Origin of the sequence: Pseudomonas sp. MNR3A (genome assembly GCF_009650575.1) — a bacterium.
Lineage (GTDB): Bacteria > Pseudomonadota > Gammaproteobacteria > Pseudomonadales > Pseudomonadaceae > Aquipseudomonas > Aquipseudomonas machongensis.
Map to the genome: position 1 here is coordinate 56,807 of NZ_VZZS01000001.1, position 15,120 is coordinate 71,926.

Below are 15,120 nucleotides of genomic sequence, written 5' to 3' on the forward strand. Positions count from 1 at the left end.
CCCGAGAGAACACATGGACGTTCGCCTTTTCACCTTCCTGGTTCGCCAGCCTTCGGCGCGCCTGCAACCCCGCCTGCAATTCTGCGGTGTGTCCAAGCGCGCGCTGGCCTTCCTGTTGGCCAACGTCATGTTCTGGCAGCCACTGTGGGCGCAGGCTGCCGAAGGGGTGATGGTCAGCGGCGGCAATACCAGTGTCGGTCAGGCGGGCAACGGCGTGCCGATCGTCAATATTGCCGCGCCCAACGGCAGTGGCCTCTCGCATAACCAGTTCAGCGATTACAACGTCGGCCAGCAGGGGCTGATCCTCAACAACGCCACCAGCCGTACGCAGCAGACGCAACTGGGCGGCATCATCGTCGGCAACCCCAACCTGCAGGGCACGGCGGCGAGCATCATCCTCAACGAAGTCAACGGCGCCAACTCCAGCCAGCTACGCGGCTATACGGAGGTGGCGGGGCAGTCGGCCCATGTCATCGTCGCCAACCCGCATGGCATCACCTGTAATGGCTGCGGCTTCATCAACACGCCCCAGGTGACCTTGACTACGGGTACGCCGGTGATCGACAACGGTCAATTGACCCGCTACCAGGTGGAGCAGGGCAGCGTGGCGATCGAAGGTGCCGGGCTCAATGCCAGCAACGTCGACCGCTTCGAGATCATCACCCGCAGTGCGCAGATCAATGCCGGGCTGCAGGCCAAGCGCCTGGATATCGTCGCCGGACGCAACGATGTCGATGCCCGGACGCTCGCGGCGACGGCTCGAGCCGAAGAGGGTGGCGCCAAGCCGACACTGGCTATCGACAGCTCTGCCCTGGGCGGCATGTATGCCGGGGCCATCAAGCTGGTGGGCACCGAAGCCGGCGTAGGGGTCAAGCTCGATGGCCAGATGGCCGCCAGCGGCGGCGACATCCAGCTCGATGCCAACGGGCAGCTCACCCTGAACCAGGCCAGCGCCAGCGGCGCGGTGACGGTGCGGGCGGCAGGTGTCGATCTCCAGGGGCCGGTTCACGGCGCGTCGCGCGTCGAAGTGCTCAGCAGTGCCGAAGTGGTCAATCGTCAGGCGCTGACCGCAGGCGGCAAGCTGCAGGTCCAGGCTGCCGGCACCCTGAGCAATCTGGGCGTGATCGAGAGCGGGGTCAACACCGACGGCAGCCGCAATACCCAAGGCGATATCGACCTGGCCGCTGGTGCGCTGGTCAATACCGGCAAAAGCATCGTTGCCAGCCGTGACCTGAACGCCGACATTCGTGGCTCGCTGGACAACCGCGGCGGCACGCTGAGCGCCGCCCAAGACCTGCGCAGCCACGTCGGTGTGCTGGACAACAGCGCCCAGGGCCGCGTCCTGGCAGGCCGCGACCAGACTGTGCAGGCTGCCAGCCTGATCAACGATCAGGGCGGGCAGGTCGTTGCCACGCGTGCCCAGCAGATCACCGCCACCCGGGTCAGCAACCGCGCCGGGCAGCTCGCCGCTGGCGAGCGCCAGGCCATTGCCGCGCAGCAGGTGGACAATGACAGCGGGCGTATCAGTGCCGGCCGCGAACTGGCCGTGACCGCCAGCAGCGCACTGGATAACCGCGCCGGTACCCTGGCCGCCGACCGTGAGCTGCGCCTGCAGGCGGGCAGCCTTGTCAACCGTGACGGTGGACGCATCGCCAGCACTGGCCAGCTCGATGTGCAGGCCGGCAGCCTCGACCAGCGCGGCGGCGGCCAATTGCACGCCGACCAGGCGTTGAGCCTGGACCTGCGCGGCGGGCACCTGGAGAACAGTGACGGCGGCTTGATCAGCAGCCCTGGTACGCTGCGGCTGCTGGGCTTGGGCAGCGTTGGCAACCGCGCCGGCGAGATCTCCTCGGCGCAGGGCTACCAGCTTGCCACGCGCCAGCTGGATAACCGCGGTGGCAAGTTGCTGAGCGGCGCCGACCTGCAACTGGCGATTGTCGAGCAGTTGAACAACGGCGCAGGCCTGATCGCGGCACAAGGGCTGGCGCTCACTGCCGCCGAACTGCTCAATGGCCAGGGTACCCTGCAGGCGCGTGGCACCCTGGCTGCACAGGTCAAGGGCCGGTTCGACAACCGTGGCGGGCTGACCAGCGCGGTCCTGGCCGCCGACGTTCAGGCGCTCGCGCTGGACAACCGTGGCGCACGCATGACCAGCCAGCAGAGCCTGAGCCTGAGCAGCGCCAGTCTGGACAACAGTGAAGGCGGGCGCCTGGACGCCGATCAGGCACTCACCCTCGATCTGCTGCATGGTCATTGGAACAACGCTGGCGGGCGCCTGCACAGTGCAGGTGCGTTGGTGTTGCGCAATCTGGCGAGCGTGGACAACCGTCACGGCGAGATGCATGCCAGCAGCGGTTTCACCTTCGCCGCCGACAGCCTCGACAACCAGGATGGCAGCCTGTCGTCCAAGGGTGCGCTGATCCTGCGTATCGCCGCCGTACTCGATAACAGTCGCGCCTTGATCAGTGCCGAGCAGCTGGACCTGAGCGCCGGTGACGTGCTCAACCTCGATGGCCGTGTGCAGGCCCGTCAAGGGCTCACCCTGAGCGTTCAGGGCGCGCTCGACAACCAGCGCGGCAACCTCGGCGGGCAGACCCTCGATGCCCACCTCGGCCGCCTCGACAACCGCGCCGGTCGCGTGCAGACCGATGCGGGATTGACCCTGACCAGCGCCGCTGTGCTGGACAACCGCAGTGGCGCCGTGATCGCCGGTCAGTCGGCAAATATCGACAGCGGTGACCTCGACAACACCGGTGGGCAACTGTACGCCGCCGATCATCTGAGCCTGAATGCCGCACGCCTGGACAACGGCACTGCCGCGCGCCTGCATGCTGGTCAGAGGTTGCAGGTCAGCGCCACGCAAATGCACAACGCCGGGCAAGTGTTCAGTGGAGCCGATCTGCTGCTGAACCTGCGCGGCGGTCTGCTCGACAACCAGGGCGGCCTGATCAATGCACCTGGCCAGTTGCTACTTCGACAACTGGCTCAGGTCGACAACCGCGGCGGCGAGATCTCCTCTGCGCGGGCGTTCGAACTGCTGGCTGACAACCTCGACAACCGGGGCGGCAAACTGCTCTCCGAGCAAGCACTCACCTTGCGCATCGCTCGCGCCCTGGACAACAGCGTCGGCGGGCGCCTGGCTGCACCGCTCATCGATCTGCACAGCACGGCACTGATCAACAACGCCGGAGTGCTCGCCGCCACTCAGCGCCTGGACCTGCAGGCTGAAAGCCTCGACAACCGCCAGGGCGAAGTGCGTGCTGCGCACCTGAATGCGCGACTTGGCCAGCTGGACAACCGTCAGGGCCTGTTGCAGGTCGAGCAGGATGCCGAGTTGCAGTTGACGACGCACCTGGACAACCGGAACGGCACGTTGCAGGCCGGCGGGCCGCTGACGCTCGACGCCGGCAGCCTCGACAACAGCGCCGGGCAACTGACCAGTGATGCGGGCCTGCGCGCCCGTATCGCTGCCGGGTTGCTCAACCGTGGCGGCCTGCTCGCAGCCGGCGCTCAGTTGCAATTGAGCGCCGGCAGCCTCGACAACCAGGCCCAGGGGCGATTGCTGGGCAAGGCCGGCCTGAGCCTGAGCGGCGAGTACCTGGACAACCGCGCTGGGCGTCTGCTCAGTGGCAATGCCCTGACCCTGGTGCTCGGTCAGGTGGACAACCGGGGCGGCATGGTCAGCGCCGAGGCCGGCATCGAGCTGCTTGGCCAGCGCCTGGACAACAGTGCCAGCGGCCTATTCGAAGGCAAGGGCCCGTTGCGCCTGGAACTGGCTGAACTGAGCAACGCCCAGGCCGGTCGCGTTACCAGTGGCGCGACCCTCAGCCTCATCGGCGTCAACCTGGATAACCGCAACGGCGGTCGCGTCACAAGTCAGGGTGCACTGCTGGCCGAACTCATCGGGCTCGACCAGCGAGGCGGCGGACAGTTGCTCAGCGATACCGCCCTGACCATCGACATGCGCGGCGCGCGGCTCGACAACCGTCAGGGCCTCATCCACACCGCCGGCCAACTGCTGTTGCGACAGCTCGGCGAGGTCGACAACCGCGCAGGCGAGATCTCCAGCGCGCGCAGTTTCGAGCTGGTCGCCCAGCGTCTGGACAACGGTGGCGGCCAACTGATCAGCGATGAGGCACTGCTCATCCGTGTGGCGCAACAGTTGCGCAATACCCAGGGCCTGGTACAGGCCGACCAGCTTCAGGTGGTGGCCGGCACGCTGGATAACCAGCACGGCACTCTCGGCGCCGGGCAACGCCTGGACCTGCAGGTGGCTGCCGAGGTAGACAATCGCGGCGGCGAGCTGTCCAGCAGCGGCCAGACCCAGGTTCGCGCTGCCAGCCTGGACAACCAGGACGGCGCCGTACTGGGCGACGACAGCACGACCCTGACCCTGAGCGACGCTCTGGACAACCGCGGCGGTACCCTGGCTGCCGGCAAAGCCTTGCAGGTCGAGAGCGCGGGCCTGGACAACAGCGCCCAGGGCAGCCTGGTCAGCGACGGCAGTCTGCACGTACGCAGCACCGGCCTGTTCGACAACCAAGCTGGCGAACTGCGTGCCCGTGGCCTGATCGACCTGGCCCTGGGCCGTCTGGACAACCGTGGCGGCGTCGTCTCCGGCAAGCAACTGCTCAGCCTGCAGGCGAACAGCGTCGATAATCAGGCTGGCCTGCTGCATGCCGACAGCCTGTTGCAACTGCTGGTCGACCGCTTCGATAACCGCCAGGGGGTGACGCGCAGCAAGGACCGCCTGGATTACCAAGGTTCCGCGCTGGACAACCGCGAAGGCCTGCTCAGCGCCAGCGGGCCACTTGATCTGCGCCTGGCCCAGGTCGACAACAGCAAGGGTCGTATTGCCACTCGCGGTAATCTCGACGCCAGTGTTGCCACCTTGCAGCAGCAGGGTGGCGAGTTGATCGCCGAAGGTCGGCTCACCCTGCACGGCGATAATGCCGACAACCGAAGCGGTGGCCTGATCGCCGGCAACACGGGTCTCGACCTGCAGGTCGGTATGCTCGACAACCGTGGTGGCCAGCTCAGCAGCCTGGCGCAGGCTACTCTGGGCGGCACACAGCTGGACAACAGCGACGGTGGCAAGCTGATCGCCGGCACGCGTCTGGCCCTGACCGTCGAGCGCCTGCTCAACCGCAATACGGCGCTGGTATTCGCCCAGCAGATCGAATTGCGTGCTGCGCGGGTAGACAACCAGGGCGGCTCGATCGCTGCCGGGCAGGCTCTGCGCCTGGTGCTCGACAACAGCGGCGTGCCACTGACCGAAGCGCTGCTGGACAACCGCGGCGGACGCCTGGACAGCGCTGGCCGCCTGATCCTGGAAGGCGGGCAACTGCTCAACCAGGCAGGCCAGCTTTCCAGCCACGGTGAATTGTCCCTCACGGGCATCCAGGCGCTGGACAACCGCGGCGGCACCATCGAGACCGACGCGGCGCTGACACTGGCCAGCGCCAGCCTCGACAACCGTGACCACGGCCGCATCACCGCCGAGGGTGACAATCGCCTGAGCAGCGGTGCTTTGAGCAACGGCCAGGGCGGCCTGATCAGCAGTGGGCAACTGCTGCAAGTGCGCGCCGGGCAGGTCGGCAACCAGGCCGGCACCTTGGCCGGACGTCAGGTCCAGGCCAGCGTCAGCGGTCTCGATCAGCACGGCGGTGAACTGTTCAGCCTCGATGGCCTGCACCTGGACCTCAACGGCGGTGTGCTGGACAACAGTGCCGGGCTTATCCGCGGCCCGGGCAGCCTGCTGCTGCACCACCTTGGTCAGGTCGACAACCGCGATGGCGAGATCTCCAGTCTGGTCGACTTCGAGCTGGCCGCGGACGGTCTGGACAACACCGGTGGCAAGCTGCTCTCCGGCGCCAGCCTGACCTTGCGCATCGCCCGGCAAATGGACAACCTGCGCGGCCTGGTCAGTGCGCGCAGCCTGCAGTTGCAGGCTGCCGGCCTGGACAACGGCGCCGGTCTGATCAGCAGCCGCGGCGACCTCCAGGTGCAGGTCGACGGCCTGCTCGGCAACGCAGCGGGCACATTACAGGCTGACGGCAAGCTGTTACTGGTGGCCGGCAGCGTGTTCAACGGGAAAGGCCAGTTGTCTGCCAGATCGGGTCTGCAAGCGCGCCTGGGCAGCCTGGACAATCAGGCTGGCCAGATTGCCAGCGACACTACGCTGAACTTGCAGGCCGACACCCTCGATAACCGTGACAAAGGCCTGCTCGCCGCCAAGAGCCTGTTGACCGTGCGCAGCGCTGCCTTCGACAACCGCGCTGGCGAAGTCTCCGGGCAGGGCGAAGTGCGCCTGAGCGGGCAGCGCTTGGATAACGGCGCTGGCTTGATCCTGGCCAAGGGCGCGCTGGTCATCGAGCAGCACACTCTGCTCAACGCCATGGGGCTGGTGTCCAGTGTGGGGCCGCTGACTCTCACCGGCATGCGCCTGGAAAACGCCAGCGGCACACTGCGCAGCGGCGCCGACCTGAGTGTCGAGCTGGACGACGGCCTGCTCAACCAGAATGGGCGTCTGGACAGCGACGGCACGCTGAGCGTCAGCGCCGCAAGCATCGACAACAATCATGGCGTGCTGTCCAGTGCCGGCGACCTGCTGTTGCGCAGCCAGGGCACGCTGGGCAACGCCGGGGGACAGATCCTGGGCGACGCGGGCCTGGAACTGAGTGCGGCGCACCTGGACAACCGCGACGCTGGTACGGTCAGCGCCAAGGGCCTGCTGAGTATTAGCGCCGCCAGCGTCGACAACCTTTCCGGCGCCCGCCTGAGCAGTGCCGATCGCCTGCGCATCGAGGCTACCCAGCTCGATAACAGTGGCGGACGCATCACCAGTCAGCAGGCCTTGCAGGCCAACCTCGGCAGCCTGCGCCAGCATGGCGGCACGCTTTATAGCGCCAGCGGCGTGGCAATCGATCTGGCCGGCGGCACCCTCGACAACCAGGGCGGGCTGATCAACACCCCAGGTCAACTGCTGCTTACGCGCCTTGGCCGGGTCGACAATCGTGGCGGTGAAATTTCCAGTGCCAACGCCTTCACCCTGGCGGCCGCCGAACTGGACAACGGCAACGGTCGCCTGCTCGGCAACCAAGGCCTGAACCTGATCGTCGCGCGCAGCCTGGCCAACCTCAAGGGCCAGATCGCCGCCGCCAGCCTCTCGGTCAGCGCCGCCAGCCTGGACAACGGCGCGGGCCTGCTGACCAGCCGCGGCGATCTGCAACTGGACGTTGCCGGTCAGTTGGCCAACCAGGGTGGCGGGCTGCTCAATGCCGGTCGCGCACTCGTGCTGAACAGCGCGAGCCTGGCCAACCAAGGCGGTCAGTTGCTTGCCAGAGAACGACTGACCCTCGTGACTGGCCAACTCGACAACGGCAACAAAGGCTTGATCAACAGCCAGGCAGGTCTGGATCTGACAGCCACCGACGTCAACAACGACGGGGGCGAACTTTCCGCTGGCGCGGCGCTGCAGATCAAGGCACGCCAGTTCAGCCAGCAGGGCGGACGCCTGCTCGGCGACAGCACCTTGGCCCTGCTGCTGGGCCTGGATGGCGGCGGCCTGAACAACCGCGACGGGCTGATTCGCGCCAAGGGTGCCCTGACCTTGGCCAACCTGCGCGACCTGGATAACCAGCGTGGCGAGATCGCCAGCGACCTGGGCTTCGACCTGGCAGCACGGACCCTGAACAACGACGGCGGCCGGTTGATTTCGGCCCAGCGCCTGGGTGTCGGCAGCGGCGTGTTGAGCAACCAGGGCGGCCTGGTTTCCGGCTGGCAGGGCCTGTCGGTCAGTGCCGACAGCCTGGACAACCGCAACCTGGGCACGCTCTCCAGTCGCGCCGGCGATCTGGACCTGAGCGTCACTTCCAACCTCGACAACAGCAGCGGTGGCGCCCTGGTCAGCCAGGGCGCGCTGCGCCTGAACGCGGCTGCGCTGGACAACCGTAGCGGCTACCTGGCCAGCGGCGGACTCCAGCGCCTGCACCTGCTCGGCGCCCTGGACAACCGTCAGGGCCGCATCGATGCCGGTGGCGACCTGCTCATCCAGGCCGCCAGCCTCGACAACCGCAGCGCCAACGTCATCAGCCAGAGCTTGCTCAGCCTGGACCTGGCCAGTCTGCTGAACAACGCCCAGGGTCAGCTGCTCGCGACCAGCGCCTTGCAGGTGCTGGGCAACGCGACGCTGCTCAACCAGGGTGGTCAACTGGCCAGCCAGGGCACCCTGCAGTTGGCAGGCAGCCGTCTGGACAACTCTGCCCAGGGCACCCTGGCCGCCAACGGCGCGGTAGCCGTGACGCTCGCCGACACCCTGGCCAACGACCAGGACGGCCTGATCTCCAGCCGTGACGCCAGCGTCAGCCTGCAAGCCGCCAGCCTGACCAACCAGGGCGGTGCGGTACAGGCCGGCCAGGCGCTCGATGTGCGCCTGCAGCAAGTGCTGGACAACCAGCGCGGCAAACTGATCGCCCAGCAGGGCCCGCTGGCGCTGTCGGCCAGCAGCACGGACAACCGCGGCGGTGTGCTGGCCAGCCTTCACGGGCTTTTGCAGGCGCAGGTCGCTGGCCTTTTGCGCAACGACCAAGGCGGCACGCTGCAGGCCAGCCAGCTCAACCTCGTTGCCCTCGGCGGCCTGAACAACCAGGGCGGTCGTCTGGCGGCGCAGGCAGGGCCTCTGGTTATCCGTACTCAACAGTTGGACAACCGTAATGGCGGGCTCTACGGCCAGGGCCAGGTCACCCTCGAAGCGACTGCGCTGGACAACAGCGCCGGTGGCAAGCTCGCCGGTCAAGCGCTGGACTTGACCCTTGGCGGTGCTTTGTACAACCGCGCAGGAATCATCGAAAGTGACAGCCGCCTGGGCCTGGTCGCTGCCACCCTCGACAACCAGGGCGGCCAATTGCGCAGCCTTGGCGGCGCCCAGAGCCGCCTGCAGGTTACCGGGCTGCTCGACAACCGCACTGGCGCCCTTGAAATCGGCAGCCAGGACTTCAACCTGCAGGCCGGCACCTTCCTCAACCAGCAGGGCCGCCTGCTGCACGGTGGCAGTGGCGACCTGCAGATCGGCATGGCCAACCTCAGCAATGCCGGCGGTGACATTGCCACCCTTGGCGGCCTGACCCTGGAGGCGGCCAGCTGGACCAACAGCAGTGTGCTGCAGGCCGCGCGGCTGACGCTCAACGTCGGCGAGCTGACCCAGACAGCCTCCGGGCAGTTGCTGGCGACCCAGCGGCTGTCGGGAAGTGGCGGCAATTGGCTCAACGACGGCCGGATCATCAGTGATGGCAGCCTCGACCTGCACCTTGGCGGACGCTATGCCGGCAATGGTCGCATCGCCAGCCTTGGCCAACTGGGCATCGATGCCGGGCAGCTAGAGCTTGGCGTCACCGGCAGTATCGCCGGGGGCGACAACACGCGTATCGCAGTAGCCGGTCAAGTGTCCAACCAGGGCCGCCTGACCTCGGCACGCAACTTCGAAATGCTGGCCGGGAGCATGACCAACGTCGGTACCCTGGCCGCCTCGCAGGACTTGACGGTCGTCAGCCAGGACTTGCGCAACGTCCAGGCTGCCGATGGCAGCCGTGGTTTCATGTTCAGTGGCCAGAACATGAGGCTTCAGGTGGGCGCTTTCAGCAACGAATACGCCGATGTCTACAGCCTCGGCAATCTGCTGGTCGGCGGTGTGACGGGCGGAACGCGGGCAAACAGCGTGCTCAACAGCTCTGCCAGTATCGAAGCGGCGGGTGATATCGACCTGCAGGCCGCCAGCGTGATCAACAAGCGTGAAAAATTCCGTTCGGACACGCAGGTGACCAGCGGTTCGATCAGCATCTACTGCGTCCAGCATTGCGGTCGCCCTGGCGGCAAGTGGGTGCGCGGGCCGGCGTTCATCTCGCAGACGGTTTCCACCGTTGTGCATGAAGATTCGCCCATGGCAATGCTGATGGCTGGCCGTAACCTGACGATTGCCAGCACTGCACTGAACAACGAATTCAGCCTGATCTCCGCCGTCAACGACCTGGCCATCGACAGTGCCAATATCTCCAATGTGGCCGGCGGTTCGGCTTCGGGGACTGACCGCCATCAGATCGGCAAGGACGTGAAGATCGCCGGTCGTTACTTCTACGAAATGATCGATGCGGTGGCCGCCTACGATCAGGCCCATCCGCAATCTGGGCCGTTCGATCCGGTGGCGTTCAAGGCCTTGGTCGACAAGTTCGACCCGGGTGTGTTCATCGGGATCGATGACAAGATCAAGGTCGAGGGTGGCGCCCCCGTGGCCCCTGCGATCATCCAGGCCGGTGGCAAGGCAAGGCTGACCGCCAGCAACGACATCAGCAACATCGTGGTGCAGAACACCGCGTCATCCATCAGCCAGCGGTCTTCGGACACTACAGTCTCCGGCGCGACCCAGCCGACCATCGTCACGATTCATCAGCAACTGCCGCCTGACCTCGCCCAGCAGCAGGTCAACCCGCTGAGCCTGCCCGGCTTCAGCCTGCCTACCGGTCAGAACGGCTTGTTCCGCCTCAGCGCCCAGGCTGCCAACCAGGCCAAGGCCAGCGCTACGTCCAGCGTCCCGACCCAGTGGCAACTGGGCAGCGCGAGCATCGACCTGCAACAGCGCCAGCAGCCCACGCCGCTTGTGCAGGGACGCAGCGTCGACCTCGCCGAGCTGGCCGCCGTCGCTGGCAGCGACCGCGCCCTCCAGGCGCATCAGCGTCAGGCCGCTGGTCTGGACCCGGGCGCCACCAACGTGCGCGTGGCGGCCATCGATCAGGCCCAGGGGCCGGGTGCACTGCCCAGCCGCAGCGGCGAAGTGGCCGCCAGCCAAGGCACGTCGAGCCAGGTAGGAGGGGCCGCCGACGGGTTGCACTGGTCCACTGCACAGCCTGGGCCGAGCACGCCAATCACGCTTGCCCAGCCCTCCACCGAGACCATCGCTGCCCGCGACACCAGCCTCCCGGCAATGACGTCGGTGGCCGCGCCGACGCTCCAGCAGGCCCTCCCGACCGTCGCCAGCACCGTCTCCACCGCCATGACACTGCCCGCGGCGCAGAGCATCCCGCGGGTGCAGGGGGTTCCGGCCAATACTGGCACCCCGCAGCCGCACAAGTACCTGATCGAGACCAATCCGGTACTCACCGACCTCAAGCAGTTCATGAGTTCGGACTATCTGCTTGGCAACCTCGGCTACGACCCTGACCAGAGCTGGAAGCGCCTGGGCGACGGCTTCTACGAGCAGCGTCTGATCCAGCAGGCGGTGGTCGCCCGCACCGGTCAGCAATTCATCGATGGCCAGGCCGACGGCGAGGCCCTGTACCGCCACCTGATGGACAACGCTCTGACGAGCAAGAACCAGCTCGACCTCCAGGTCGGCGTCAGCCTCAGCGCCGAGCAGGTCGCCGCTCTGACCCACGACATCGTCTGGCTCGAACAGCACGAGGTGATGGGCGAGCAGGTGCTGGTGCCGGTGCTGTACCTGGCCCACGCCAACAACCGTCTGGCGCCCAACGGCGCCCTGATCGCCGGCAACGACCTGACCTTGGTCGCCGGCCAGAACCTGGACAACAGCGGCACCTTGCGGGCCAGCAACAACCTCTCCGCCAGCGCCGGCCACGACCTCGACAACAGCGGCCTGATCGAGGCCGGTAGCCGTCTGGACCTGCTGGCTGGCAACCGCATCGTCAATGGCGCCGGCGGCCTGATCAGCGGCCGCGACGTCAGCCTCACCAGCCTCAGCGGTGATGTGGTCAACGAGCGCAGCGTCAGCAGCCATGCCAGCGGTGCCGGTGCGTACAGCAAGCGTGCTGACTTCGTCGACAGTGCCGCGCGTATCGAGGCAGCCAATGACCTTTCGATTCATGCTGGTCGCGACCTGATCAACAGCGGCGGTGTATTGAGTGCTGGAGCCGACCTGGATATCCGCACCGGGCGCGATCTGCTGATCACCTCGGCGCAGCAGGTCGACAGCACGCAGATAGGCTCCAACTACCGCACGCAGACCACGCAGCAATACGGCTCGCAGGTGACCGCAGGCGGCGACCTGGCCTTGAGTGCCGGTCGCGATTTCACCGCCATCGCCAGCACCCTGGAGGCCGGGCGCAATGTTGCGGTCGATGCACTGGAGAACCTGACCCTGGCCTCGGCGGCCAACGAGTCGAACTTCTACAGCAAGACCAAGAAAGTCACCCGCCAGGAAGACCACGTCAGCCAGGTCGGCACCTTGGTCAAAGCTGGTGGCGATGTGGCGCTGACCGCTGGCAAGGACCTGACGCTGATTTCCAGCCGCGTGAGTGCCGGGGACGAGGCGTACCTGTATGCCAGGGAGCAACTGTCGTTGCTCGCCGAGACAGACAGCGACTACTCCCTGTACGACAAGAAGAGCAAAGGCAGCTTCGGCAGCAAGAAGACCAAGCGCGACGAAGTCACCGATGTGCGACATGTTGGCAGCGAAGTCTCGGCGGCAGGCGCTGTCACGCTGGCGAGCGGCGGCGACCAGCGCTATCAGGCGGCGAAGCTTGAGAGCGGTGAAGACCTGACCTTGGCCAGTGGTGGGGCGATCACGTTCGAGGGCGTCAAGGACCTGCATCAGGAGAGTCACGAGAAGAGCAAATCGAGCCTGGCCTGGAACAGCGCAAAGGGCAAGGGTAGTACTGATGAGACGTTGCGCCAGACCTTGATGGTAACCCAGGGGGAATTGGCGATTCGGGCCGCTGGCAAAATAAATATTGATATTAAGCAAATTGACCAAAACACCGTCAGCCAAACGATTGATGCAATGGTCCGAGCAGAACCCCAGCTGGCGTGGATCAAGCAGGCCGAGGCCAGCGGACAAGTGGATTGGCGCGTAGTAAAAGAAATTCACGACAGTTGGGATTACAAAAATTCAGGACTGGGAGCAGCACCCGCCCTGATTATTTCGATCGTCGCGAGCGTCTACCTTGGTCCTCTTGCAGGTGCCATGGCCAGTAACTTTGCAGTAGGAACCATAAACGGTGGTGGAGACATTGGTGCTGGCCTAAAAGCGGCAACCAGCAGCAAGGCCATAAAGGGATACGCTACGCAGATGGTGACAAGCGGAATTTTGAGTGGAATAGATACAGCAGTTGCGGGGTGGAATCCCGATGGCCCGTTGGTTCTGAGTGCCAGTGGCATCAATAATCCAGGGTATAGCTCTGGTATGTTGGATTGGAATTCGGTCAGCCAGAACATCCTTCGTAGCAGCACGCACGCTTTGGTCGCTGGCAGTGTGAACACAGCGATAAATGGAGGCAGCTTCAAAGATAATCTTGGGGCTGCTGCTGTGTCTGAAGGATTGGATTTGGCGGCGGCCTTCGGTAATAAACAGGTCGGTGATTTGGCTGATTATCTCAACGTCAGTCCTGGCTCTGCACAAAAAATCCTAATGCACGCAGTCTTGGGTGGTGCGCTGTCATCCGCCAAGGGAGGAGACTTCAAAACAGGGGCACTGGCAGGTGCGGCAGCGCAGGGGCTCACGGCGGCTACAAGTGCAGGTCTAGGCAAGTATCTCGATTCACGGTTTGCTACGGACGACCAGTTCAAGGTGGCGACCGCCCAGATTATTGGGGTTTTGGCAGGAGCCCTGGGTAATGGGAACCCTGAAACCGCCAGTTGGGTGGCTGGAAACGCTCAGCGCTATAATGACTTTTTACATCCCGGGGGAAGTTGGGGGGCGGAAGCTGCTAGCTTAGGAGCATATATGGCTGAGCAAGGCAAGACACCCGAGCAGATTTCTGATGCGCTCCAGTCCTTGGCTAGAAGCGATGGGTACAAAGGCCCGGGCCATGATTATGTAGCTGGTTGGGTGTATACTCCGGCTGTGTTAGGCGCGACTATATCGCCCCCGGCAGGACTTGCTGGCGCAGCAATGGGCGGTGTCATTGGCGGTGGTGCTAACATTAGCTATCAATTGTCTACGGATAAACCGTTTAGTTATGTGGATGCCGCCATTGCTACCACTGTGGGTGGCGCAACTCAAGGTCGCGGGGTCGCATTCACTATTGGTGCAGGCACGGGAGGGGCATTTTTAGGGAGCTTGATTAAAGGTGATAGTCCAATATATCCAGTTTTAGGTGCGGCCATCGGCGGTGCTGTGGGTTTGAAAAGTGGGCAAGTTGTAACTGATAAATTGAAGCCGTATCTCGGAAGTTATTCTGAAATTGTAGGTGCCTCTTTGGGGGCTCAGATTTCCGAAGCTACAGGTGGCAAGATAGGATCAATAGGAGATAGCAAATAATGAAACCCAAGTCGAGGTTTCAAGCTTATATACTATTTTTAGTCTATTTGGTTGTTTTGTTTTTCTTTGGAGGGGTCGTATCAAATTTTTTAGGGGCTATAGCCCTGTATTTTAAATATGACACATGGCATTTTGGCTGGACTGATATTTCCGGCGTGTTTCCTGGATTTCTAGCCTATGCGGTCCCTGTCTGGTTTGGGATATGTCTTGCTTCATATTTCAAATGGGGCGGTGGGAAGTAAATTCCGAAGTAATTTCCGAGCGTGGATTGCTTGAGTCTCAAGGTTTCAAACTTAAGTGAAGCATGCCTGCATTGACCTAGTGTGAGCAATTTAATGCGTCGCAGAGCTACATAGCTCCATTATTAAGTGCACGGGCGAAAGTAGAGGCAGCCTAACCCGCCCCGGCCAATGCTTCCTCGCCGGCCAGGCCGCCGACGAGAAGCTGTTCCGCTACCTGATGGACAACGCCATCGCCAGCAAGGACAAGCTGTCGCTGAGCGCGGGCGTGTCGCTCAGCGCCGAGCAGGTCGCCGCCCTGACCCACGACATCGTCTGGATGGAGCAGGTCGAGGTCAACGGCGAGAAGGTGCTGGCCCCGGTGCTGTACCTGGCCCACGCCAACGGTCGCGTCGCCCCCAACGGCGCGCTGATCTAGGGCCGTGACGTCAACCTGATCAGCGGCGGCGACCTGGTCAACGTCGGCACCCTGCGTGCCACCAACAACCTCGTCGCCAGCGCCACCAACATCAGCAACAGCGGGCTGATCGAAGCAGGCGGGCGCCTGGACATGCTCGCCACCGACTCGATCCGCAACGCCCAGGGCGGGATCATCGCCGGTCGTGAAGTGAGCCT

Annotated in this window: 1 protein-coding gene and 1 pseudogene; both read left to right on the top strand. The window is 64.5% G+C overall.

The features are described from left to right. The first annotated feature begins 13 nt into the window (after positions 1-13). Entirely contained in the window at positions 14-14,266 is a 14,253-nt protein-coding gene (locus tag F6X62_RS00260; RefSeq protein WP_153772370.1) for a filamentous hemagglutinin N-terminal domain-containing protein, read from the top strand. Between the two features lie 399 nt (positions 14,267-14,665). Then, a pseudogene (locus F6X62_RS25525) lies at positions 14,666-15,120 on the top strand (hypothetical protein); the annotation flags it as partial.

Excerpts from the sequence above, each read along its gene's own strand:
- F6X62_RS00260 (WP_153772370.1), top strand. The coding sequence starts at position 14 with ATGGACGTTCGCCTTTTCACCTTCCTGGTTCGCCAGCCTTCGGCGCGC.